We start from the raw sequence: 26534 nt of genomic DNA, 5'->3' as shown, positions 1-26534 counted from the left end.
TAGCCACTTCTCTTTCAATTGAAATTAGACATCTAAGCACGCACCAAAATCTGGACAAATTAAAGGTAAGATTATCCAAACATGGATAAAAAACAATACAATAAAAATCAGCCCTATCAATAAAGCATGACTTATATATACTTCATCTCCAGCAGGTTTAATTTTTGGCCATAGTAAGCCAAAAAATCCTGTTACAAACAAGAAGAAAGGAACTCCTGATAAAAAAACAAGGAATTGTAAACTAAACTGTTCTTTCAAAGCTCCGTAAAAAACAAAGCCTACAATTACTGATAAAATCAATAATATCCAATATATTTTTTGCGTTGTGCTTTTTTTAAATGTGACCATTCTCAGTAGATTTTTATTTTTAATACTTCTTAAAAATACTGTATATCAGGGTACTACAAAATGATTCAAATCATTCTGTAGTATTTATAAAAAAAATGCACTTCAATTGATGATAAGAAATAGAAAAAATTAAAATTTTAAAAGAGGCCATTACAATTCCGTTATCTATCGTGATTTTTAAAAATCATAGTAGATTAAAAGCAAAAAATTAAATAAATGACACATAGCATTGTAAGTAATTGCTACTTCACTCCTACTAAAATAAGTATAAATATAAATTTATATCTTTAAGCAGCTGATTTCCTATAGCTTAGGAACCATCAAAGATATATTCTTTTTATAAGACAAATGAAAGTATAAGAAAAGAACCGATATAATGACTTTTTGTGTAAGAAAATACATCTTATATTTACAAGTAGTGCTATAGCAAAGTTAATCATCGGTATTCACTATAGAAAAACATTTTTATATAAATTATATTTATAGTTGGATAGAATATGGAAATTAAATTATTAGATTTAAACATGATAACTAGATTAAATTCGCCAAGTAAGAAATTTTAAAATCCTAAAACCTTTAAGATATGGAAGACAATAAACATTTAAACCCATCAGACGATGAAAGTAAATGTCCACACCAACAAGCAAAAGAGCAAGATGAAGGCGTAACTATTACTGAAGCTAACCACGAAAATGGTCACGGTTCATCTATGGGTAAATGTCCTGTAATGCATGGCGGGAATACATCAAACAAAGCATCTGTTATGGCTTGGTGGCCTAATGCACTTAATCTGGATATATTACACCAACATGATACTAAAACGAATCCCTTAGGCCAAGATTTTGATTATCATGAAGAACTTAAAAAATTAGATACTGAGGCTTTAAAAAAGGACATGCACGCTTTGATGACAGACAGTCAGGATTGGTGGCCTGCAGATTGGGGTCATTACGGAGGTTTATTTATACGTCTTTCTTGGCACTCTGCTGGATCCTACCGTACTTCCGATGGTCGTGGTGGCGGTGGTTCTGGAAATCAACGTTTTGCTCCTTTAAACTCATGGCCAGATAATGTTAGCTTAGATAAAGCTAGACGTTTATTATGGCCTATCAAGAAAAAATACGGTAATAAAGTGAGCTGGGCAGATTTAATTATCTTGGCAGGTACCATTGCTTATGCAGATATGGGATTAAAAACCTATGGTTTTGGTTTCGGACGTGAAGATATTTGGCATCCTGAAATAGATACCTATTGGGGAGCTGAAAAAGAATGGTTGGCACCAAGTGATGAGCGCTATGATAATGTAGACAAACCTTCTACTATGGAAAATCCTTTAGCTGCCGTTCAAATGGGACTTATCTATGTGAATCCAGAAGGTGTTAATGGCAAACAAGATCCTTTAAAAACTGCCGCTCAAATACGTGAGACCTTTGCTCGTATGGCAATGAACGATGAAGAAACGGTTGCATTAACCGCAGGCGGACATACTGTAGGAAAAACTCATGGTAATGGTGATGCCAGTATTTTGGGACCAGAACCTGAAGCTGCAAATGTAGAAGAACAAGGAATGGGTTGGCATAACCCTACTAAATCAGGAAAAGGTCGTTATACCGTAACTAGTGGACTGGAAGGCGCATGGACTACAAACCCTACGAAATGGGATGGTGGCTTTTTTGAAATGTTATTCAATCATGAATGGGAACCTCGTAAAAGTCCGGCTGGCGCATGGCAATGGGAACCTGTGACGATTAAAGAGGAAGACAAACCTGTAGATGTTGAGGATTCTAGCATTCGTCTTAATCCAATGATGACCGATGCGGATATGGCGATGAAGGTAGATCCTATTTATAAGGATATCTCACTAAAATTTATGGCAGATCAAGAATATTTTTCTGAAACGTTTGCTCGCGCTTGGTTTAAATTAACACACAGAGATATGGGGCCAAAAGTAAGATACTTTGGTTCTGATGTGCCAAAAGATGATTTAATCTGGCAAGATCCAATTCCGGTTGGAACCTCTGATTATGATGTAACAGCCGTGAAAGAAAAAATAGCAGCGTCTAGCTTATCTGTTTCAGATATGGTTGCTACTGCTTGGGATAGTGCTCGTACATTCCGTGGTTCAGATATACGTGGTGGAGCCAATGGAGCTCGTATTCGTTTAGCTCCTCAAAAAGATTGGGAAGGAAATGAACCAAAACGTTTAGCACATGTACTATCTGTTTTAGAGCCTATTGCTGCAGAATCTGGCATTAGTATTGCCGATACTATAGTTCTTGCCGGTAACCTAGGAATAGAACAAGCTGCAAAAGCTGCTGGTTTTGATATTGATGTTCCATTTGCGCCAGGGCGTGGAGATGCAACTGATGAAATGACAGATGCAGATTCTTTTGAACCTTTAGAACCTTTAGCAGACGGCTATCGTAACTGGAGCAAAAAAGAATATGTGGTAAGTCCAGAAGAATTAATGCTAGACAGAACACAACTAATGGGCTTAACTGCTCCTGAAATGACCGTTCTTGTTGGTGGTATGAGAATGTTAGGTACAAATTATGATAATACTAAACATGGTGTTTTTACTGATTCTGTAGGAGCTTTAACCAATGATTTCTTTGTGAATCTAACCGATATGGGGAATACTTGGAAACCTATTGAAAAAGGACTTTATGAAATCCGTGACCGTAAAACAGGAAAATTGAAGTGGACAGCTACACGTATGGACCTAGTCTTTGGTTCTAATTCTATTTTACGTTCGTATGCAGAAGTGTATGCACAAGACGATAGCAAAGAAAAATTTGTAACCGACTTTGTAAAAGCATGGACAAAAATGATGAATGCTGATCGATTTGATTTAAAATAAAACAGCAACGCAATAGTATTTAAAATAATAGCGGCCTCGATTTTATATCGAAGCCGCTATTTTATGTATTAACTTTTCTCGGAAAAGGAAAAGTGTTTTAATCTCTTCTCCTAAAAAAAGCTATACTCCTACCTTTTTAATCAAAAAAACAGCTATTAAATTGTGTTTGATGAAATCTCTATTGAAAACATTTGCGTTTTTTAAAACCCTATACGGTGATGTTTCTATTTTCTTTTTATGATTAATTTGATTTATAGAAAACCCATCATCTTTACCTAAGTTTTAAATACAAATCACGCATTCTAAAACAACCATTAAAAAACAGAAAAACATTTATTCTACGCCCTTTTTCTTAGGCAAAACTCCTCTTATAAAGTTATCGTGTTCCTTCTTTTATTTAGTATTTTTGTGCTTCAAAAAAGCTATTAAAATAGACAATAAAAAGTGCAATTAAAGCGAAGAAGAAAATTAGTTAGTTATTTAAATATTTTAGATCAACCTGTAAAATTTAATCCTTTTGTTTTTAGCAGGTCTTTCGTTCTATGGGCTTTTCTAGGTTTGATAGGTGGTATTATAGCTGGAATATATTGGATTGGACTTGAATTCTTAACACATCAACTAGCATTTTTTGATGGTTGGCTCGTCATTCCCCTGATGGCAACTTGCGGACTATTAGCTGGTTTAATTATACACTTTATTGGAGATCCAGGTGAAATAAATTTAATTGTAAATAACATCCGTTTTAATAAGGGAAAACTTGACCCAAAAAACAATCTCTCGATGATACTATCCTCTGTTTTGTGTATCGCCTCAGGAGGTAGTCTTGGACCAGAAGCTCCATTAGTACAAATAACGGGTTCTACTGGTACATGGATTGGTAAAATGTTTAGACTTAAAGGTGAAGAATTAAGGTCCTTAAGTATTGCGGGCATGGCTTCAGGTTTTACGGCTTTATTCGGCGCTCCTTTAGGTGGAAGTTTATTTTCTTTAGAAATTCTACATCATAAGCATGCAGTGGAATACTACAAAGCGATAATACCCGCTTTTGTCGCTAGTTGTTTTAGCTATTTGGTTTTTGCAATAATCATTCATTTAGGCCTTGGGCCAACGTGGGATTTATCTGCATATAAATATTCAGGAATTTTTGATTTTGGGTATGCTGTTGCTTTTGCTATTATTGGAGCTGCTTTTGGTTGGGGGTTTATTTTTTGTATAAAATTTTTCAAATTTATCTTTGACAAACTACACCTCCCAATTTACATTAAAACTCTTATTGGTGGTATTTTACTTGGTGTAATAGCTTTTTACTTTCCACTCACCCGATACTTTGGGCACCATGAAATAAACGAATTACTATTGGGTGATTTTTCGTTGACCTTATTGTTTGCTATTTTAATTTGTAAAATTCTAGCCATTTCAATAACGGTAACATCAGGTTGGCGAGGCGGATTTATTATTCCACTTTTTTTTGTAGGAGCAAGCTTAGGACTTATCATTCATAAAATATTTCCATCAATAAACCTATCCTTAGCAATAGTTAGTTGTATGGCTGCAATAAATTCCTGTGTAACACGAACTCCAATGAGCACAACCATTTTACTTGCGACTTTGACCGGATTTGGACATTTTATTCCGATATTATTTGCAAGTTTAACAGGCTATTTTTTAGCGCCTAGGATACCTTTTATTAGTTCTCAAATGGAAAAGGAATAACACCTTTTAGAAGATAATCTTCTCCATTTTTCTCTAATGATTTATAGATACTCTTCTGATTTTCACTTTTAAATATCGTAGCATATCTAAACACATTCAATCACATAAAAAAGCCTAGAAAGGAAATTATCTTTCTAGGCTTTTCGCTTTAATTATACTGCAATTTCTTGAGCAATTTCCATACGGTCCCAATTGCGATGTTTCGCTATTGCTGCAATAAAATCTTTTGCTTCCTTATTGATCAATACCGCAGCATCGTTTTTGTAATCAGCTACGGCAGTAGCATCCAATAAAGTTTCGCCTTCATTAGCCGCTGCAATTGCTTTACAATGTTTAAAGGCTTCATTGATAAATTTGGTGAATTTTGATTTGGCTAAGAGAGCATCTATAGACTTTTTACCTCCTGGAATATAAATAGCATCAAATAACACACTTTCTGTAGTCATAATGGAGGCATCTACTTTATGCTCCATTTTTTCATCACATATAACGGTACCACCATGTGGTGCTACAAGTTTTACTACGGCATGTTCTGCTTCTAAAGCTTTCTTCATCACATCAAAATCTTTCATATGAAAACCGTCAGAAACTAAGAATGCAATTTGCCGTGTCGCAATGGTCTCAAATTTTGTATATGCCTGACTTAATTCTGGAGATTCCTCTAAGTATATCTTTTTCTTTTTAGGTTGTTGTTCTTCAACATTAGCATTGGCACCAATAGCCTGATTTATGGGCCGTTCTATATCATCCGGTACTCTCATTCCTATATTCCCAGCCACTTCATTTGCTAAAGCCTCGTCAATTTGAGCGATAAGCCATAACATCCGTTCTTTTATATGTTCATGAGTGCACTTCCCTAGCTCAAAAGAATACGCATCAATCACGTGATTTTTTTCCCAAGAGGCCAAACTTCTATAAAACAAGGCTGGTTGCGAAAAATGATCACTAAAACTTTCACTACGAGAACGTATTTTATCTGCATCAATACGCTCTTGATACGATTCAAATCCGCCTTCAGCTACAGAGGATAAATAGGGGCACCCACCTCCTAAAGAATTTGGAAAATAGGCCGTATTCCCTTTTGGTATTTCCATTTGCATATGGCCATCTCGTTGATTGTTATGCACGGGAGCAATAGATTTATTGATGGGCAACTGATGAAAATTATGGCTTCCTAAGCGCGATAATTGTGTATCCCTATAAGAGAATAAGCGCCCTTGAAGTAACGGATCATTGGTAAAATCTATTCCTGGGACAATATTCCCTGGTAAAAAAGCTACTTGTTCTGTCTCTGCGAAAAAGTTATCTGGATTTCTATTTAAAACCATTTTACCAATAATTTTCACAGGAACCATTTCTTCTGGAATCAATTTTGTTGGATCAAGTAAATCAAAATCAAACTTATGTTCATCTGCTTCTGGAATAATTTGAAGTCCTAATTCCCACTCCGGAAATTGTCCTGAATCAATAGCCTCCCATAAATCCCTTCTATGAAAGTCGGAATCTGCGCCACTAATTTTTACAGCTTCATCCCAGGTTACAGAATGAACGCCCAATTTTGGTTTCCAATGGAATTTTACAAAATGCGCTTCGCCTTCTTTATTTATCAAACGGAAGGTATGAATTCCAAAGCCTTCCATCATCCTGAAGCTACGAGGAATTCCCCGATCACTCATCACCCAAATATGATTGTGAAGGGTTTCTGTAGTTAAGGATACAAAATCATAAAATGTATCGTGAGCAGAAGCTGCTTGCGGTATTTCATTATTGGGTTCTGGTTTTACAGAATGGATCAAGTCTGGAAACTTCATGGCATCTTGAATAAAGAAAATGGGCATATTATTTCCTACCAAATCCCATGTTCCTTCTTCCGTGTAAAATTTTACAGCAAAACCGCGTACATCACGTGCTAAATCTGTAGAACCCTTAGAACCTGCTACGGTAGAGAAACGTGCAAATACAGGTGTTTTACGTTTGGTATCGGTAAAAATACCTGCTTTAGAATATTCTTCAATGCTTTCATACAATTCAAAATATCCATGGGCGCCACTACCTCTAGCATGTACAATCCGTTCCGGAATACGTTCATGATCAAAATTGTGTATTTTTTCTCTCAACAGAAAATCTTCAAGCAATGTAGCACCTCTAGGCCCTGCTTTTAAAGAGTTATTGGTGTCATTTACTTTTAAACCTTGCCGCGTAGTTAGGGGTTTATCTGTATTATCTACCTTATACTTATCTAATTGTTTATCTTTTTCCGTAGGTGTGTTTTTATCCTCCATTGTTTTAGGGTTTTGAGTTGTTTATATGATGTGCTCAATCTCTGATAAAACTAAAAGGAAGAAAGAATTTTAAATGCCTTAAACACAAGAATGATTAACTCAATTGCAAGCTGTTTAGCCATTTATGAAAGAAAAAAGCCACTGTATAAACAGTGGCTCCATCAACTAAATAAATCAAAATATTATTTATTTACAATAAAAGCGTGTATAACTCCTGGTAACCAGCCTATGATGGTAAGTATTACGCTGATTAAAAATGTTGTGCCTAGCCCATGCTTTAAAAAAACAGCTAATGGTGGTAAAAATATATTCAAAAGTATTGTTAGTATCGACATAATTATGTTTTTTTTGTTTCCACAAAATTAATATAGCCGCTCATTCTAGATTAACGCAATACCTAGAAATCTTTGCTAATATGCATTTTTGCAACGGCCTTGCTTAAAACTTAATTGTAATTCATAAGGCTTTACATAGTTGTATCATCAATTTTATTCCTTAAATTAATGTCAATAATTGATTATCTTTATTTTTTTTGATCAACTCAATTAAAAAATAACCTAATTTCACCGACCACAGAAGACCCTAATCTCATTAGATGTATGACCGATACTAAATTAAAAATATGGTTAGTTGATGATGATGAAGATGACCGCTCTTTTTTTATTGAAGGTCTTGAAAGTTTAAAAGTAAATTTTGAGCTGAAAGAATTTACGAATGGTAAAGAACCTATTTGTTTTTTTGAAGCAAATAGTTCCATAATTCCTGATATGATTTTTCTGGACTTAAACATGCCTGTGATGAATGGGATAGAGTGTTTGGAATATATTAGAAATCATGAGCCTTTTAAGAATGTAATTATTGCCATGTACTCTACTTCATCCTCCGGTCAAGATATACAGTGTTGTTATGAAAAAGGTGCCAACCTCTATATCATTAAACCCAGTAGATTTCAAGATTTAAAAAAATGCATGGAAAAAATTCTAAGCATGAATTGGCCAGATTTCTTATGCAATTTTAAAAAAGATAACTTCCTCCTTAAAGTTTAATTTACACTAGTTCCCTTAATAGAACACTTTAAGAAATACGTATTCTTCAAATTTTTATTAGCTAGATAGATTACGATAATTTTTCATCCTTTAGCATCAATCATTTTCTACAAACAAGTTTTTCTTTGTACGTAAGCTATAGTTCCATACTACAGCTACTCAACTTAACAAGTTACACTTAATACTTAGAACCGATGAGCAAGAAATTAAAAGAGAAAGACGAAAAAGAAATAGGACGCCCTGGTTTAGAGGCGCTTATGAATGAAAAACCCGAAATAATAAAAGCAAGTTATAAAGGTAGCGGAAAGTTAGAAGGTAAAGTTGCCTTAATTACAGGTGGTGATAGTGGTATTGGCCGTGCTATAGCCGTACATTTTGCAAAAGAAGGTGCAGCTATTGCCATCGCTTATCTTAACGAACGCAAGGATGCCGAAGAAACGGTAAAAATGGTTGAAAAAGAAGGAAGAAACTGTATTAAAATTGGTGGAGACTTAAAAGACTATTCCTATTGTCAAAGCCTTATAGAAACTGTTATTAAAACCTACGGTAAAATTGATATTCTGGTAAACAATGCGGCTACACAATATGTAGAAGAAGACTTCTCTAATATTTCAGTAGCACACCTAGAGAAAACATTTAAGACCAATATTCTGTCTATGATTTACCTTACACAGCAAGCGTACCAGTATATGGAAAAAGGTGCTAGAATAATTAACACCACCTCTATTACAGGATACAAAGGTCATGACGAATTAATTGATTATGCCTCTACTAAAGGAGCGATTACTTCTTTTACAAGATCTTTATCTGCGCAATTAGCCCCAAAAGGTATACTTGTGAATGGTGTGGCCCCTGGTCCTATTTGGACACCATTAATTCCTGCAACGATGACAGATATAGGCGATTTTGGAAAAAATACCCCATTAGGAAGATGTGGACAACCTTCAGAAGTAGCACCCGCTTATGTGTATTTAGCAGCAGAGGACTCCAGTTACATGACAGGACAAATTTTACATATTAATGGAGGTATTGTGGTGGGTGGTTAGTCATTATTGAAACATCCAATAATCTTAAAAATCCCAAATATGATATTTGGGATTTTTTATCATAATTAATTTCTATTCATCATTATGCGTCAGCTTTATTATCCTCTTCCTTTATCGTTAAGGGATGGTCCTTTTCTCCCAATCCAACAATTCGAATGATATTAACAACCGTATTGTAAAGCATTAATACTACAACAATCAGGGCCGAACTTAGAATACTAGAAACTATTAAACTCCCGTAATATATTGCATTGAACCAGTTGTCTGGTACATTATCAGATTCGGTAATAGGCAGATTGAAAATTAAAAAAGACATGAGGGCCATTATAAACACTGCCGTTACGGTTTTAGCAATTTGCAAAACATGCAAGTAATGATCTCTTTTCAACTTTGTATTAGAGGCAGAACTCAAACTTAATAAAGTTAAAAGCAAAGCTAGAATAGTAGCCGAAGCTAATACAATGGTGTTGCATAACATATTTAGGCCAGACAAAGAATGCTTGATTAAAACTTTTGCCTCATAACCACTTAGCTCTCCTAATAAAAATGTTCCCGTCATTATGGCAAGTAAGGAAATTACACCTCCTATAATTGCTCTTTTTGTGTACTTACTTATGTTCATTGTTGTTTTATCATTTTGTATTGCGAAAAATACTATCCTTTTCACCGAATTAGTATTCTAAACCGTCTAAGAATTAACACAATCCATAAAAAATCAAATTATAACTATAAGACACTTAAATAAGCGCCTTTTCTTACTTAAAATAAGCATGCTTTAAAAGAAGTTTGGGTTAACAAAAAAACCTTTTGAGGTATTGGCACTAAACTTCTTGAACTAATTTAGAGTGGCGTTAATTGAATACCTAAAAGATAAAAAAATGGCTGGAATAGAATATAAAGAAATGGATATGACCATAAACAAATCTCAGGGAATGGGAGCTGTTTTAAAAGAGGGTGATACTACATTTAGAGTTTGGGCTCCAAATGCAAAGAAAGTGTTTGTTATGGGGTCTTTTAATGATTGGGATAGAACTAGTATGCCTCTTGAAATAGAGGATAATGGGTATTGGGCAGCAGCCTTTGATTCCGTAAAGGAGGGCGATGAATACAAATATATAATTCATAACAATGACCAAGAATATGAGCGTAACGATCCTTATGCTTTTGAAGTTACCAATAGCGTAGGTAATTCTATTGTTAGAAAACTTGATTTTGATTGGGGTGATGATACTTTTAAAATGGTGAGTTGGAATGAATTGGTCATTTATGAACTTCATGTAGGTACCTTCAATAGAAAAGATCCTAACAAGGTTGCTGATTTTGATAGTGTGATTGAAAAACTTCCCTATTTACAAAAATTAGGCATCAACTGTATAGAATTGCTACCTGTTGCAGAGTTTGCTGGTGGAATTTCCTGGGGTTATAATCCCGCACATCCTTTCGCTATTGAACAAGATTATGGAGGGCCAGATGGCTTTGCTAGATTAGTAAAGGCAGCACATGAAAAAGGTATTGCTGTAATTATTGATGTGGTGTATAACCATCTAGGACCTTCTGATGTAGATTTATGGCAGTTTGATGGATGGGGAGAAAATGATAAAGGGGGAATTTATTTTTACAACGATTATAGAAGTGAAACGCCTTGGGGAGATACTAGACCCGATTATGGTAGACCTGAGGTAAGGCAGTACCTTCGAGATAATGCTTTACTGTGGATAGAAAAATATAAGTGTGATGGGCTACGGATGGATGCGACCTCCTATATTAGATATGAAGGCGGCGGACTTGGGTACGATACTGAAATTGAAGAAGGGAATATTCTAATGCGTGATATAAATGCAGAATTACAAGAGAAATACCCTCAGATCTTAACAATAGCCGAAGATTTAAAAGGCGAAAATAAAGTCACAGATGCCATTGAATATAATGGCTTAGGATACGGCAGCCAATGGGATATGAATTTTGTTCATCCTGTAAGAGAAGTTTTAGAAGACACCTATGACAACTCCCGAGATTTACAAAAAATAGTAGATGCGCTAGAATTTAAATATGGTGAAGATGTCTTTACCAGAATTATTTATACGGAATCTCATGATGAAGTTGCCAATGGTAAAGCTAGAGTACCCGAAGAAATACAACCAGGAGAAGCAGATAGTGCGTTTGCAAAAAAACGTGCTATCTTAGGTATAGCACTAACCTTAACAGCTCCTGGCATTCCTATGCTGTTTCAAGGTCAAGAATTTATAGAAGATGAATATTTTCAAGATACCGAAGCTTTAGATTGGGAGAAATTTGAAAAACACCAAGGCATTCAAAAATTAGTTCGAGACTTAATTCTTTTAAGAACGGGAAAACAAGATAGAACTGCAGGCTTAAGAGATCAAGGCATTAAAATAATCCACTTTAATAATGACACTAAAATTCTATCCTACATTAGAGAAGATAGGGACCAAAAAGAACCTGTTCTTGTTGTTTTAAACTTTAGTACTATAGATTATACGGATTATGGTATTGGGCTAGAAGATAATCATGATTGGAAACTACGTTTTAATAGCTCTTGGAAAGGCTATGACCCTGACTTTTCTGATTTAGAGATTCAAGGAATTAATCATTTCGAGGAAGAAACAGATGGACAATCTTGGACTGGAAAATTGACAATTCCTGGGTATTGTTGTCAAATATATACGCTATAAAAACAATTCTAAGGAAATAAGGCCCTAAAACAATCCGGTTTACCAGATAGTTTTAGGGCTTTTCTTTTTGGTATTTGAGTCAATAGGAATATAAACCAAAAACTAATTTTATAATTAATCCTCATATAAACCAACACTATGAAACGAAGCATCGGGATTATAGGTAGTGGCCCAACAGCCCTCTACGTATTAAAAAATATAGTAGATAATCGCGCTTTAATTTCTGAGGAAATTGAGACTATCTATATTATCGAGAAAGAAGCTGTTGCAGGCATGGGTATGCCTTATTCTGATAAATACACCGAATTGTGTAATATGTCTAATATTTCATCCGAAGAAATTCCACTTTTAAGTCAGTCTCTAGCAACATGGCTACAGCAACAAACTACAGAAACTTTAGAAGCGCTACATATAGATCCGAACGAAATTTCTGAAACCGTAGTATATCCAAGATTGGTTTTAGGACAGTATTTTAAAAATGAATATGAGCATTATAAAGGCCTTTTAGAAGAGGCTAACATTCAAGTTAAAGAACTATGCAACTCAGAAGTGATTGATATTATAGCGCTAGAAACTTCATCAGGTTTTGAGATAGTCATTCAGAATAAAAATACGATTCAATGTGACACTGTTATCATTGCTTCAGGGCATGAATGGATTAATGAGGATAATAAACAAACCGGATATTTTGCATCGCCCTGGCCTATCACCAAAGTATTACCAAAGAAAGGAACTTATGACAATTACACAGTAGGCATTTTAGGCGCTTCCTTGAGTGCTTTTGATGTGGTCTCTTCGTTATCTAGAAGGCATGGGCATTTTAAAAAACAAGGTTCTGAAATTGAATACATTCCCGATGCACATACCAAAGACTTTAATATTGTAATGCATGATTTTAATGGTTGGTTGCCTCATTTGCAATACGAACAGAAAGAGCCCCTAAGAGAAGTCTATAGACATGTTACAAAAAATGTATTGCTTGATGTATTGGATGAAAACGGATTTCTAGGTTTAGATTCCTATTTCAATAAAGTTTGTAAACCTGCTTTGCGCAAAGCATTATACAAAGATGATCTGCTTGATGTTGTCGCTAAATTAAAGAATGATGATTTTGGGTTTTTAGATTTTGTGGATATCATGACGGAAAAACATGAATATCCAGATCCTTTTAAGGGTATGGAAAAAGAGCTCAAAGAGGCACGAAACGCTATGAAAAAAGAGCAGCCCATCTACTGGAAAGAAGTGATTGATGATTTAATGTACACCTTAAATTTTCATGCCGAACTTTTAGCTGCTGAGGATCACTATATATTTAATAAAGAAGTGATGCCCTTCTTATTAAATGTTATCGCCGCTATGCCATTAGAATCTGCTAAGATTATGCTTGCGCTACATAAAAAAGGAAAATTAAGCCTGAAAAAAGGAGCTGTAAAAGTCTTGCCCCAGAAGTCTGACGATGTAAAAGAAACGTTCATTGAGGTCGAAAACGAAAAAATAGCTTACAGAAAATTTATTACGTGTTCGGGTCAAAAATCAATTTCCTTAGACAACTTTCCTTTTCAATCCTTAGTGACTTCTGGTAAAACAAGAGCTGCCAGAAGTAAGGTTGCTAGTATCAAAAAAATGTATAGCCTAATGGAAGAGGAGCATCAGTTTAACCTTATTAAAAATAAAAAGAGTTGGTATCTAAAATTAAGCGGTATTGATGTTTCTGCCAATTTTAAACTTATTGATGTTACAGGAAAAGAAGTGCCAAATGCCTATGATTTATCATTTACACACACGTCTGGCTTAAGGCCGTATTCTTTTGGGTTACAATCTTGTGAATTGACAAGCCGTATTGTTGTAGCAGACTTTATCAATACATTTAATAAAAAAGGTACATTAGCATCCTAATTGTAGGATACAGAACAAAAAAAGAGTAGTTAGTATTTTACTACCTACTCTTTTTCAATTGGGTATGACATTTTAAGTAGATTTACTCCTATACTTAACGATTAAAACAAGCATAATACCATTTAAACAAGTAGAAATGCCATTAGTGATAATTATAGGCACATCTTTAAGAAGAATTCCATAAACTGTCCAAAGTGAAACCCCTACAATAAGAACAAGAAACATATAAGGAGAAACATCATTTACTTGTTTTGTACTCCAAGCCTTTACAATTTGAGGCAAGGCAGCACCTGTAGTACATATTCCTGCCAGTGTACCTATTACTCCCTCAAGTTCCATATTGTATTTGTAAAAAAGGTTTATAATTTGCTGATATGATTTTTAAGCAATTCTTCTTCATCCTGAGAGAACTCCTGTTCTTGAAGAACGGTTTCATATTTCTCTCTGGCCATCTTTTTAAATTCAGCGGTCTTCTCTTCCACCTTTTCAAGAACTAACGTATCTTTTTTATTCGCAATCATTGCAATTAAATCTTGCAATTCTTGTTCTGTAGGGTTTTTACACTCCAAATACTTACCTCCCAAATTGTAAATTAGCTTAATCATTTCTTTTGATAAGGTCTCAAAATGCTCCTCTTTTTCCTTGTACTTCAGCTGTTGGTCTCCTGAACTTTCTTCCGAGAGTTGTTGGTAGACTTCTTTTAAAGATAAATGGATTTCTGTAATCTCATTTAAAGTGTTGTTTATATCTTGATTCATTTTTTTTCTTTTTAATTATTACTATAATTATCCTAGGCATTCTACTTTTGTCTGAGTAACTCATCGCCTTAGAATTAAATAAATTTAGTTGAAATTAAAAAAGATGATGAACCCATTCCATTAAATAATGAACCCTGTTACTTCAAAAAAACACCTTGTAATTAGAACTAGCGCAATGTTCAGTGTTTAAGAATTATCAGCCATTGTCTGCAATAGTAATAAAACACTCAATTTGTGGATTACAGTTAATGAGAATAGGTTATATATAATAATTTTATAGTACATCTTTTAGAAAAAATTAAGTTTAACTATTAATAACAAATGCACACTATGCTTCATTATACTTCTTTAAAAATTTCTAATGCACCTTTACTCGACAAGCTTTTAAAAATTGATATGCAATCGTTATTTCTCATTGTTTGTTCTGCTATAGGTATTTACTTGGCTATCATTGTATACACCAGATTATTCGGAAAAAGAAGCTTTTCTAAAATGTCTAGTTTTGATTTTGCGATGACCGTATCTGTAGGTTCTATGGTAGCCACAACTGTGTTAACCAATTCGGTGAGCTTAACGGAGGGCGCACTAGGTTTGATAATGGTTTACGGACTTCAATTGGCTGCTGCATATTTGCGTAGGTACGCACCCTTTAGAAAAGCAATAGACAATCAGCCTACATTAATTATGGAAGGCAGCACAATTCTTAAAGATAATCTTAAGAAAGTACGGGTTACTGAGGGAGACTTACGATCAAAATTACGAGAAGCAAATGTGGTTAAACTTTCCGAAGTTAAAGCTGTAATTTTTGAAACTACCGGAGATATCGTAGTACTTCATAAAAACAACGATGACGAGATAGACCCTTGGCTAATGGAAGACGTTGGAAAGTAAAACCTATTTTCATTAGAATAATCTAAATAGATTGAAACTTAAAGACTTACAATTATCTTCCTTTTAAACTTAAATTTCAATTAGCGAAACGACCATTTTTTAGGCTGTTCCCATTGCCGATTACTTTGGAATCATAAGGGTAGATAAAGCTTAAATTCGGCACCTACCCCCTCTTTTCCTATGGCAATTATAGCACCGTGATGATTTTCTGCAATCTTTTTTACTATAGCCAAACCAATACCAGTGCCTTTATATTCTAATTTTCCGTGCAAGCGTTGAAAAAGTTCGAAAATTTGTTCGCCATATTGAGGAGCAAATCCTATTCCATTATCTGTAAATGTAATTTCAGAATAGGTGCTTTCTGGTAAAAGATTAAGATGTTCAAGGTGCTCTCCTGAAACCACTAACGTTTTAATTTTAATAATTGGTGTAGTATCATCCTTGGCAAATTTCATAGCATTCTCTAATATGTTTTGAAAAATTTGTCGAATTTGAAAAGGAATCACGTAAGCCGTTGCTAAAGCATCATACTCTAATCTTGTTTTTGTTGCTTTAATTTTATCAGAAAGAGTATCAATCACTTCCATTAATACCAACTTTAAATCTACTTTTTCAAATTTAGCTTCATTATTAGAGGTACGCGAAAAGGCTAATAAATCTTCAATTAAGGTCCGCATCCGCTCTGCCGAACTAATTATCTTGTTAAAATCTTGTATACCTCTATCTGATAAATTATCCAATTCCCTGCTCGCTACCCTATCTGCAAACATTTGGATTTTTCGCAATGGTTCTTGTAAATCGTGACTAGAAACGTAGGCAAAAGCTTCTAATTCTTTATTTCTATTTTCTAAACTTCGAATAGTAAGTTGTAGTTTATCATTGGCTTCTTTCAATTGGTTTGTTCTTAGAATAACTTGTTTCTCTAGATTTTTAGAAAAAAGATCCGACTTTTTACGTGCTTCTACACGATCCGTAACATCGGTACATGTAAACATCATACCCGTTACAATTCCATTTAAATCGCGAAGAGGTATGTAGTCATAATCTACATAAAACTCCCAATACCCATTATCATCTTCAAAAGACACAAAAGATTCTTTTTCAGACGTAGTATTTCCAGTGTTCATAACACCATGAATAATCTCTGGATATTTAGATGCTATAAGATTAGGAAACACATCTAGCATCCCTTTTCCTTCTACCTCATGCCTTTGCTTGCGCCATATTAGTTGAAGTAAACTATCATTTGCCATTTCAATTTTCATATCAGCTCCCCTGAGGATACCCATGGGTATAGGAGATTGCATCACAAAATTTTTAAACTGTCGTTCCGATTCTTCCAACTCAAATCTAGCTTTCACCGCAACGGTAACTTCAAAAGCTACCAACATAATTTCCGTAACTTCTCCTTTATTTAGTATAGGTTCAAAAATAAAATTGAAATATCCAGTTTCTTTCGCGCCATTACGCTCCAGAATAAACGGATATTCGTTACCATACTGAGGTTTTTTTGTTGCTATAAGTTCTTCAAAAATCGGAATTATACCTTCCTTAATTTCAGTTAACACACTAAACAACGGCTTGTTATGAGATTCGGCTAAGCTTTTTTGCCAGATTAGTAAAGCCATGTCGTTCACCACATTTATGATGTAATTATCTACACTTAAAATACAGATCCCTACAGGAATTTCTTTTACGAGACGCCTAAAACGACTTTCATTAATTCTTAATTGCTCTAAGCTTTTTTGTTGATCTGTAATATCTTGTAAAGTACCATTAAAGCGGTACGCCACTTTGTCTTCATTAAACCATGCTCTCCCTAGCGCTCTAACATATCTTTCTTGTCCATTTTGTTTGTTCCTAATAGAATAACTTATATCATATTTACCTCCTGAATTAAAGTCAAAAACTTCGAGAATAGCATCATTAACTCTTTGACGGTCTTCTTCTAGGATAGCATTTGTAGCTTGGTAAAGCTCAATTTCTTCTTTAGTATCTAAGCCAAACCAAGCTTTTATTCGTTCATTAGTTTTCAATTTATCGGTTAGAGGATTATAATCCCATGTCCCTAAATCTGTAGCATCGATAGCAAATTTAAGATCATCTTCGCTTTTTTCTAACTTCTTAAGAGCTTGAACATTATCTGTAGTTTCCGTACATATGGTTAGCACTCCTGAGATTATATTAGCTTCATTTTTAATAGCACTATACCCAAAGGTCCAATAAGCATCTTCTAGTGTTCCGTTTCTATCAATAGGTAAAAACATATTTTCACGCCAAGTTGGCTTTCCATCAGCTAAAACACCTTTTAATAAAGGTCCCAAAGTATTCCACATTTCACTCCAAGCCTCCTGCCCATTCATACCCAAGATTCGAGGATGTTTTCCTTTACTACCCAAGCTAATTTTAAAGGCATCATTATAAAAACAATAAAAGTTTGGTCCCCAATATAATAGCATGGGATATTGCGAATTTAAGAGCAATGACAAAGTGCTTTTTAAACTTTGAGGCCAGGTATGAGCAGCCCCTAAAACGGTATCACTCCAAGGATAATCACGCATGATTTTTCCCATTTGACCTCCTTCATCTAAGAAAGCTATTTTTTCGTGGTGTATTTTGTCATTCATACGTAAGGGGCTACAAAACTGTTAGGGTATTTTAAAAATTATATTTATAATGCGTTGTATGGTGTTCTCATTAATTTAAACATGCTTTCTATAAATAAGTCACTTTAGGACACTTCTTCTATATGGAAAAAGGGCCAATAGAATAATTTTTAAAGGAACCAAAACCCATAGGTACCTATAAACGTTTCATTCATGAATGACCTATTCAAATCTAAAAATAAAATCGAATATTTTTCTAAAAAAAATACAAAAACACTTTTATAATTTTACCTCGAAATTCACTTTATTAAAATCAATAACCACCTGAAATTCTTTAGAATTCGCTTACAAAAACTACGTTTAAACAACTAAAAAACAGCAACCTAAACCTTATCATGTAACCTTTTAAAAGCGTAACAAAACACAACAAGCAAAGATACTTAGCAATCCTTTTATTTTTTACTTCAATCCATGTAATTATTTGACTTAAAAAATAAAAAAGAGCTAATTTATAAAATCAATTTTATAGGGAAGAATGCGTATGATTATATCTAATTTGGGTAATACTAAGTTTATGCTATTATGCTTCTAAAGGAAAAAGCATTGTTAATGTTGTTCCTTCATTTTCTATAGATTTTAGTGTAACTGTGCCTCTGTGTAAGCTCATAATCCTTTTTACAAGTGTAAGGCCAAACCCTAAGCCCTTATCCAAATGTAATTTTGAAAACAACTCAAAAACAGTTTCCGCATATGTATTTTCAAAACCAGAACCATTATCGGAGTATATAACACGTACATATTTTCCATATTGAAATTTATCCTCTGTCTCAATAAATGTATTTTGCATAAAATGATCCGTAGTAACCTTTATAACTAAAGGGGTTTCTTTTCTTTTATACTTTAGGGAGTTATCTAACAGTTCTGAAAACAAATTAACCAATTGGTTATGATCTGCAGGAAATATAAGAGAATCTATATGTGTAATTTGCAGTAAGCTATCATTAATTTCAAGCTTCTTTTTTACTTTTTCAATAATGTCTTTTAGATTAACATTGCTAAGGTTTAGACTTGCATTTTCAATAGCGTGCAAGCGCTGCATACGGTTCAAAAGTTTACGTATACGTTCTGATGATGTGAGAATTTTTGAAATATTTTTATCTATTTCAGGATCTATATTTTCTATAAGGCTTGCAAAAACACTTATTTTTCTAATAGGTTCTTGAAGATCATGAGAAAGTACTTTATCTATTTGTTTATGCTGCTCTGAATAGTTAGCAATTTTCTGCAGCTGTTCTTCTATTAGATGCTGACTGTACTCTAGTTCTTTTTTTAAACGAATATGCTCTGAGTTTTCTAAAAGTGCTTTTTCTGCAACATCTCGAGCATGAAGTATTTCTTTTTCATAGTTGTTGCGTTGGGAAATATTAATACCTGTAAAATGAATCATAGAGGTTTCTCCTTCTAATAGCCGAATAGCATTTAAAAGTACCGGTACCGTATTCCCTGTTTTAGTTTTAAAGGACAAGAAAACTTCATCTGCCTTATGTTGCAAATCTATCATTGGTTGAAGATGAACTTGAAAAAAAATGACACTTCCTGGGGTAAGTATATCGTTTATTTTTAAAGGCTCCGCTAGATCATAGTCTAGGCATTCTCTGAATTTTTGATTGATAAACAGCACATCACCAGATTCTGATAACGTGAAATTAAATCCAGGGGAAGTATGATAAAACTCTTTATGATTTTCCACATTAATACTCATACATTAAGCTTTTAGTAGTTACTGTTCTAAAAATTCTTTAATGCAACCAATTGTTTCTTCCGGATGACTCATATGTGGACAATGACCTTTAGCTTTCATTTTTACTAACCTACTCCCTGTAATTTGTTGGTGTATATATGCACCCACATTGCTAGGAGCAATAGCATCATCCGTACATTGAAGAATTAACGTAGGTATCTTTATTTTTTTTAAATCCTCACGATTGTCCGAGAAAAAAGTAACCTTAGCGAACTGTCTTGTAATGAATGGATCTGAAGTACAAAAACTATTTTCAAGTTCTTTGGTTAAACTAGGTCTTTCTGGATTTTGCATTACCATAGGTGCCAACAGGTTGGCCCAACCTGTATAATTATTAGACATGACTTCTAGCAGTCCCTCTAAATCTTCTTTTGAAAAACCACCGTTATAATTCATATCATTAATATACCGTGGCGATGGTGACACAAAGATTAATCGTTCAAAGATATCTGGAGATTGCAAAGAGGCTAATGTACCAATGATTGAACTAACAGAATGCCCAACAAACACAACATTATGAAGGTTTAACTCATGACAAATATCTATTACATCCTGCGCATAACCATATAAAGAATCATATTTTTGAATGTTATACGCACTTAAATCTGAATTTCCAGAGCCTACATAATCAAATAGAATTATTTTATAGTTGTCCGTAAAAGAAGGGGTTATAAAATGCCACATATTTTGATCACAGCCAAAACCATGTGCAAACATGATAACCTTAGAGCCGTTCCCGAGGACTTTAACGTTGTTTCTTTTGACTATATCCATGGATGAAACTTAAAAGTTTCAAAGATAATAAAACATGACTAATTGCAAAACGGATCTTGGTAGGGTAATCCTTTCGTAGTTCAAGCACTTCATCTTACTAAAAGTAAGGTTGACATTACGGTAATTAGAAGTAAAGGCAAGTTGAAATATTCATAATTTCAAAATGTAAAAGTAATTCCTCGTTAAATTATTCCACATCTAGAGTGCAGTAAATGTTTGGCATTATCAGCCACCTTTAACCCACCTGAGTTTGGTAACAACAACTACATGAAAAATAAATTTCTACTAAATATTTTATTCATCTTTTTTATGTTTTAGGTTTTCCCCAAAAGCAAGAGGCAACTTACGCCCTTTTTAGAGCCACTTTTTAAACTATTAGAACATTAAAAAAACAGAAAAAAAAAGGCGTAATTACATTAAAAAATAATGAGTTTAAAAAATAAAAAAATCTCGTCGATAAAATCCCCTTTTTTATATAGGTAATGCATCTAAACATCTATTTGCTTTCTTTAGTACGATATACAAGTGCATCTTTAAATTTCAAAAGAGGAATTATGAAACTACGAATTTTGATTGGCTGTTTAATGCTAGCTTTATTTTCTAATGCGCAGTCAACTGCTAACAAAACTGCTGCGAAAAAGAAAACTTCAGAGCGTAGCAAAACTATTGCCATCCTTAACTTTAATTCCTTAGAACCCTTATTACATACCAAATCTGACAAAACCTATATTGTCAATTTTTGGGCAATGTGGTGCGCTCCTTGTATTAAAGAGCTACCCGTATTTGAAGAATATGAAAAAAACAATCCAAATGTTGAAGTGCTGTTGGTTAGTCTTGATTTTCCAGAAGATATAGCGACCAAACTAAAGCCTTTTTTGAAAAAAAGAGGAATTACCTCTAAGGTTATTCTATTAGATGATCCAGATGCTAATTCATGGATAGATAAAGTGTATCCAAAATGGTCTGGCGCTATACCCTTTACCATTATTTTCAATGCTAAAAACCGTTCCTATCATGAACGCCCTTTCAACAATATTCAAGACCTAGAAAACGAAGTTAATAACACCCTAAAAAACAAATAACATGAAAAAAAGTAATCTATTTTTAATGGCCGCACTTCTAATAGTTAGCCTAATGATAAGTGTTGGTCTAAATGCACAAGATAGGAAAGGTCCTCCAGAAAATGGGGAACGCAAAGGACCTCCGGGTGGCGGACACAGCCCCGAACAAGCGGAGACATTGAGTGAAATGAAAGGATACAAAATTGGTGACAAAGCCACTGATTTTGAACTTAAGAATGTTGATGGCACCCTATTTTCTCTTTCTGATATTAAAAATGCAAAAGGATATATTGTTGTTTTTACCTGTAACGAATGTCCGTTTGCCAAAATGTATGAAGACCGTTTAATTTCATTACATAAAAAATATGCTCCTAAAGGATATGCTGTAGTAGCCATTAACCCTAATGTTAGCGCCACTAATGAACGAGAAAGCTTTGAAGCCATGCAAAAAAGAGCTAAAGAAAAAAACTTCCCATTTGTCTATTTAGCAGATACGGATCAAAAAATAGTTCCACAATATGGAGCCTTAAGAACACCTCATGTGTTTTTATTGGATGCAGAACTAAAAGTACAATATATTGGTACTATTGATGATAATGCTAGAAGTGCTAAGGATGTTAAAGTAACCTATGTTGAAAATGCTATTCACGCATTAGAACATGGAGAAAAACCTAATCCAAATTTCACTAAATCTATTGGTTGTCCTGTAAAGACTAGTAAATAGTATAGACCTACCATCTTAGTGATTAATTGCTTATCTTAAACGTTGAATTATAGCTACTATAAATCAAGGTTTTGATTTAAGGCTGAGCGAAATATAACAAATGCTTAGTACGCTAGGTAGCTATTATGAGTAATAAAAAAAATAAACAATGAAACATACATTTCCTTTATTGATGAGTATTGCATTAATCATGAGTTGTGCAGACAGTAAAACGAAATCAAAATCCGCCGAAAATACCGTAAATTCAAAAGCTATTGAATATACAGGAACAGCGAGTATTACCCAAGGAATCGCCAAAACAACCCATGAAGATTTATACAGTTGTAAGCGAGGTAGAAAAACAGATATCGGTGAAATTACTTCTACAGACGGGAAAAAATGGGTAGTACCTTCTGCAACAAATTATACTGATGCAAATTTTCCGTTTGCACCTGATTTATTTAATTCATGCGAGGGAAAAGAATATTCTACTGCACAAGAAGCCCTGTCTAATACTAGCGATGCTAACATCATTGAAATTGACAAGGACGGTGCACTCTATACTGCCTATATTTTTGCTGATAATTATTTTGAAATGTATGTGAATGGTGTGCCTGTAGGAAAAGATAAGGTTCCTTTTACAGAATTTAATTCTAGCGTAGTTACTTTTAGAGCTCAGAAACCATTTACAATAGCCATGAAGTTGGTAGATTGGGAAGAACATCTTGGTGTAGGTTGTGAAGCGAATAGAGGGAAAGATTTTCATGCTGGAGATGGAGGAATGGTTGCTGTCATTAAAGATTCAGAAAATAACATTATCGCTACAACCAACGAAAATTGGAAAGCACAGACGTATTATACAGCACCTATTGTAGATTTAAGCTGTGTATCTGAAGATGGCGCCTACAGGTATTCTGAGAATTGTGATACAAGTGGTGGCCAAGATGGATCAGAATTTTATGCGTTACATTGGGAGTTACCAAATGATTGGATGAAAGCTGATTTTGATGATGCTAGTTGGCCCAATGCATCTACCTATACTAATAATACCATTGGCGTAGATAATAAACCTGCATACACTAATTTTACAGCTATTTTTGATGATGCCAATGATGATGCACAATTTATTTGGTCTACCAATGTGGTATTAGACAATGAAGTCTTAGTGCGCTATACTATTGATTAATATGAAAAAAACAAGCGCTAAAAGGAGTGTTCTTCTATTGATTACCACTGTTGTAATTTTATTGAATTCTTGTAAGAATCCTGCTAAGGTTTCCACTTTTGAAAACTATGATGATTTTGAAACCATACACCCTGATTTTAAAGTATATAGCCAAGCTGTCGAAAATGGTAGGTTGTTGGAGGGCTATAAATGTGAAGAAAAAATAAATGATATAGAAAACTCCATCCCATTATCTTGGTCTAATGTTCCTGAAGGCACAAATTCTCTAGCCATTATCATGTATCATTATCCTAAAAAAGATAACAAAACAGAAGTAAATTCCTATTTGCTGCTATGGGGCATAGATCCTTCTGTTACTAATATTCCATATAAAATGGCCAATAATCCAAATTGGTATATGGGCGCTAATAAAGATGGTACCGCTGTTTCTTATACTTCGCCATGTTCTAAAGGGCCAGGGGAACATAGCTATACCATTGCACTATTTGCATTAAAAGACGTACCCAAATCGCTTCCTAAAGCGAACGCCATAAGTGTAGACTACACTACATTTATGGAAGCTATTTCTGAAGTTACTGTCCTCGATAGAACAAGCTTAACATTTGTAGATTCTCATGAATAATATAACAATGAAAAAACTTATTTTCTTACTACTGCTACAACTCGTAGGTCTTCAAGGTTTCGCCCATGAGGGTGGGCATGGTGCGCCAACTAAGGTTTGGGAATTAGCAAATGGAAATACGACTATTACTGCCGATTTTATAAAAAAAGTAGGTGAAATAGTCTATTTAACTAACGAAAACCATGAAATATTGGTGTATGACATCACAGATTTCAAAGCCGAAGAGCAGCACTATATCCTAGACAAATCCAAGTGGATTAATCAAAAGAATTCTGTTCAAGAAAAACAATCATTTTTTAGATTAAATACTACTGCTTTATTTATTTTTTTAGGGATACTAGTATTGTTATTTTCAGCTTATCGTTTTAAGAAAAAAGCTAAGGGTTTCTTCTGGGCGTATAGTTTACTAGCACTACTATTAATAACTATTGGTTGCAAAACCAAAACAGCTACAAATAGTTTTAAAATGGCTGCAAATAATGTTTCATTTTTAGAGTCTATTTTTGGAGTTTTTGATAAAGTAAATACGAGACATGATGCTGAGTATTTTTATATAGAATCAGATGGCATACCTGAGCATGAAATGATGACGGGCATTACCAGTTGGCAGCAACAAGTTCCTATTAATCATGACTATACAGGAGCTAATGCTTGGGCTATTCCTTTACAACCAGAATTGGCCGAAAATCCGCTATCTACAAAAGATAATTTCATGAAAGGTGCCATTGCTATAGCTGCAAATGGTATTCCAATTTTTAATCCTTTAAACAACCGTGGAGAAGACGCAAATGTTATTGGAGAATTAGATAAATGGGGTGGACATTGTGGAAGGGCTGATGATTATCATTATCATTTACCTCCCATACACTTGCAATCTAAAGTTGGTGCCACTCAACCTATTGCATATGCCTTAGATGGCTTCCCTGTTTACGGTGAAACCAAGCAACAATTGGATGAAAATTTAGGTCGTTTTACTTCAGATAGCACCTATCAATACCATGCTGTACAAGAATATCCCTATTTAATAGCGGCTATGAAAGGTAAGGTGACTCTAAACCCACGTACACAAGCACCGGAAAACGAAATAATGCCACAAGCCAAAACAAAAGGTGTTCGACCAGATTTAAGGCCCCTACGTGGGGCAGAAATTATCGGTTTTAAAAATACCGCACCCAATAAATACCGTTTAACCTATAAAATAGATACGCTAACCCATATTATAAATTATGGCTGGGATGCTAACGGCTATTACGATTATGAGTTTGTAAATCCCGACGGTACATCAACAAAATCAAGGTATGAAAGAAAGTGATTTTTTGCATCACATATTTAATCAAACCTTTTTTAGAACGAACATAAAACCTAATATAAAAACCGTAATATTCATCCCTTAAAAAAGATGGTTAATAATTCTAAGTATTGCATCAAATAAAAATTCATAATTACAAAATAGTATCCTTATGATAATGTGGTTGCTTCATAATAAAATAGAGCATTAGGTGTATTTATAATGCAAAAGAAACGCTAAAAAATAAACTCCGTCAAAACATACCAGAAAATAAACTCTGAAAAGGATGTGAATTAAAAGCAGCATCTCTTTCAAAATAGGTCACAAATTAGCTTTAATCCTAGAAGAAATGATTCTGACCCCTTACTATTCTTAAAAAAATAATACCTTGCAACCTATGGGATTATTTGATTTTAGAGATATCAGTAAAAGAAAGCGTGACCATGGTAGTGTTACTATTGTATGTACACCAGATCAAATTAAGATAAACGAGGTTCACATTACTTTCCCGACCAACTATACAACTCTAAAAAAAATATTAGGAGAAGCCAGCCGTATTGAACCCATAAAGCAGACCAAAAACAACGTGTACCTCTGGGATGATCTTGGCATTTATTGCTCTAGTGCCGATCCAGAAAAAATGCTTATGTTATTATTAGTAGAAGATAATAGATATGGTCTTGGTCATCAGCCCTTAACTAACTTTACAGGAAATGTTCTGATAGACGGAGAAACTATTGAGAAAAGTATTGGAAATGTAGACATGGACAGACCTTATATGATCCGTTCTATTATAAAAGAAGATAAACAAGTTGCCATTGCCCTTGGCTGGAACCCTGGTGCTTAAACACTTTCCTTCTGCCGCTTCATTGTACTTAAAAAGCACTTTACAATAAGACTTAATATTTTTATTTAGATGATAAAAGTCATCTTTGTTTGCAACTAAATACACAATCTTTG

Annotated in this window: 22 protein-coding genes; 13 read left to right on the top strand and 9 right to left on the bottom strand. The window is 34.2% G+C overall.

The features are described 5' to 3' along the window. Positions 1-24: 24 nt before the first annotated feature. On the bottom strand, positions 25-348 hold the full coding sequence (locus GQR94_RS18330) for a hypothetical protein (protein WP_158977960.1): 324 nt from the start codon (positions 346-348) through the stop codon (positions 25-27). A 583-nt stretch (positions 349-931) separates the two neighbouring features. Here GQR94_RS18330 and katG point away from each other — a divergent pair. Together katG and GQR94_RS18320 are read left to right on the top strand one after the other, a co-directional pair. Continuing rightward, the gene (gene katG / locus GQR94_RS18325) at positions 932-3208 is read left to right on the top strand and encodes a catalase/peroxidase HPI (RefSeq protein ID WP_199271491.1); all 2277 of its coding nucleotides are present in this window, start codon (positions 932-934) and stop codon (positions 3206-3208) included. A gap of 444 nt (positions 3209-3652) precedes the next feature. Beyond that, on the top strand, positions 3653-4921 hold the full coding sequence (locus tag GQR94_RS18320) for a chloride channel protein (RefSeq protein WP_158977958.1): 1269 nt from the start codon (positions 3653-3655) through the stop codon (positions 4919-4921). A gap of 152 nt (positions 4922-5073) precedes the next feature. Here the strand turns inward: GQR94_RS18320 and GQR94_RS18315 are convergent, their stop codons facing one another. Continuing rightward, positions 5074-7203, bottom strand: coding sequence for a catalase (locus GQR94_RS18315; protein WP_158977956.1), 2130 nt, complete (start codon positions 7201-7203; stop codon positions 5074-5076). A gap of 182 nt (positions 7204-7385) precedes the next feature. Beyond that, positions 7386-7538 carry a YqaE/Pmp3 family membrane protein gene (locus GQR94_RS18310; RefSeq protein WP_158977954.1) on the bottom strand — a complete coding sequence of 51 codons (153 nt, stop codon included), beginning with the start codon at positions 7536-7538 and terminating at the stop codon, positions 7386-7388. Between the two features lie 264 nt (positions 7539-7802). Here GQR94_RS18310 and GQR94_RS18305 point away from each other — a divergent pair, with 264 nt between their 5' ends. Continuing rightward, entirely contained in the window at positions 7803-8249 is a 447-nt protein-coding gene (locus tag GQR94_RS18305) for a response regulator (protein ID WP_158977952.1), read from the top strand. Between the two features lie 194 nt (positions 8250-8443). Beyond that, on the top strand, positions 8444-9295 hold the full coding sequence (locus tag GQR94_RS18300; RefSeq protein ID WP_158977950.1) for an SDR family oxidoreductase: 852 nt from the start codon (positions 8444-8446) through the stop codon (positions 9293-9295). An 82-nt stretch (positions 9296-9377) separates the two neighbouring features. Here the strand turns inward: GQR94_RS18300 and GQR94_RS18295 are convergent, their stop codons facing one another. Next, positions 9378-9917 (bottom strand): hypothetical protein, encoded by a 540-nt coding sequence (locus tag GQR94_RS18295; RefSeq protein ID WP_158979685.1) that lies wholly within the window; start codon positions 9915-9917, stop codon positions 9378-9380. Positions 9918-10173: 256 nt separating this feature from the next. Between GQR94_RS18295 and GQR94_RS18290 the strand changes: the two genes are divergently transcribed. Then, entirely contained in the window at positions 10174-11988 is a 1815-nt protein-coding gene (locus GQR94_RS18290; RefSeq protein WP_158977948.1) for an alpha-amylase family glycosyl hydrolase, read from the top strand. A 138-nt stretch (positions 11989-12126) separates the two neighbouring features. Then, positions 12127-13884 (top strand): FAD/NAD(P)-binding protein, encoded by a 1758-nt coding sequence (locus tag GQR94_RS18285; protein WP_158977946.1) that lies wholly within the window; start codon positions 12127-12129, stop codon positions 13882-13884. A 72-nt stretch (positions 13885-13956) separates the two neighbouring features. Here GQR94_RS18285 and GQR94_RS18280 read toward each other — a convergent pair whose 3' ends face one another. Both GQR94_RS18280 and GQR94_RS18275 read right to left on the bottom strand, forming a co-directional pair. Continuing rightward, positions 13957-14223 (bottom strand): SemiSWEET family sugar transporter, encoded by a 267-nt coding sequence (locus GQR94_RS18280; protein WP_158977944.1) that lies wholly within the window; start codon positions 14221-14223, stop codon positions 13957-13959. 20 nt (positions 14224-14243) lie between these two features. Then, complete coding sequence (locus GQR94_RS18275; protein ID WP_158977942.1) at positions 14244-14642, bottom strand: hypothetical protein; 399 nt, start codon at positions 14640-14642, stop codon at positions 14244-14246. Positions 14643-15038: 396 nt separating this feature from the next. Between GQR94_RS18275 and GQR94_RS18270 the strand changes: the two genes are divergently transcribed. Beyond that, positions 15039-15533, top strand: coding sequence for a DUF421 domain-containing protein (locus tag GQR94_RS18270; protein ID WP_233268427.1), 495 nt, complete (start codon positions 15039-15041; stop codon positions 15531-15533). Positions 15534-15664: 131 nt separating this feature from the next. Here GQR94_RS18270 and GQR94_RS18265 read toward each other — a convergent pair whose 3' ends face one another. The 3 genes from GQR94_RS18265 to GQR94_RS18255 form a co-directional block, all read right to left on the bottom strand. Continuing rightward, complete coding sequence (locus tag GQR94_RS18265; protein WP_158977938.1) at positions 15665-18160, bottom strand: ATP-binding protein; 2496 nt, start codon at positions 18158-18160, stop codon at positions 15665-15667. A gap of 559 nt (positions 18161-18719) precedes the next feature. Beyond that, on the bottom strand, positions 18720-19901 hold the full coding sequence (locus GQR94_RS18260; RefSeq protein ID WP_158977936.1) for an ATP-binding protein: 1182 nt from the start codon (positions 19899-19901) through the stop codon (positions 18720-18722). A gap of 18 nt (positions 19902-19919) precedes the next feature. Then, complete coding sequence (locus GQR94_RS18255; protein WP_158977934.1) at positions 19920-20714, bottom strand: alpha/beta fold hydrolase; 795 nt, start codon at positions 20712-20714, stop codon at positions 19920-19922. 554 nt (positions 20715-21268) lie between these two features. Here GQR94_RS18255 and GQR94_RS18250 point away from each other — a divergent pair. The 6 genes from GQR94_RS18250 to GQR94_RS18225 all read left to right on the top strand — a co-directional run bounded on the left by GQR94_RS18250 (position 21269) and on the right by GQR94_RS18225 (position 26421). Then, complete coding sequence (locus GQR94_RS18250) at positions 21269-21796, top strand: TlpA disulfide reductase family protein (protein WP_233268425.1); 528 nt, start codon at positions 21269-21271, stop codon at positions 21794-21796. A gap of 1 nt (position 21797) precedes the next feature. Continuing rightward, positions 21798-22499, top strand: coding sequence for a thioredoxin family protein (locus GQR94_RS18245; protein ID WP_233268423.1), 702 nt, complete (start codon positions 21798-21800; stop codon positions 22497-22499). Between the two features lie 148 nt (positions 22500-22647). After that, positions 22648-23664, top strand: coding sequence for a hypothetical protein (locus tag GQR94_RS18240; RefSeq protein WP_158977932.1), 1017 nt, complete (start codon positions 22648-22650; stop codon positions 23662-23664). Position 23665: 1 nt separating this feature from the next. Further along, positions 23666-24286 (top strand): YbhB/YbcL family Raf kinase inhibitor-like protein, encoded by a 621-nt coding sequence (locus GQR94_RS18235; protein ID WP_158977930.1) that lies wholly within the window; start codon positions 23666-23668, stop codon positions 24284-24286. 7 nt (positions 24287-24293) lie between these two features. Further along, on the top strand, positions 24294-25598 hold the full coding sequence (locus tag GQR94_RS18230) for a YHYH protein (RefSeq protein WP_158977928.1): 1305 nt from the start codon (positions 24294-24296) through the stop codon (positions 25596-25598). Positions 25599-25971: 373 nt separating this feature from the next. Further along, on the top strand, positions 25972-26421 hold the full coding sequence (locus GQR94_RS18225; RefSeq protein ID WP_158977926.1) for a hypothetical protein: 450 nt from the start codon (positions 25972-25974) through the stop codon (positions 26419-26421). Positions 26422-26534: the final 113 nt, after the last annotated feature.

Origin of the sequence: Cellulophaga sp. L1A9 (genome assembly GCF_009797025.1) — a bacterium.
GTDB lineage: Bacteria > Bacteroidota > Bacteroidia > Flavobacteriales > Flavobacteriaceae > Cellulophaga.
The sequence above is the reverse complement of the archived record's forward strand: the minus strand, read 5'-3'. Positions and strand labels throughout refer to the sequence as shown.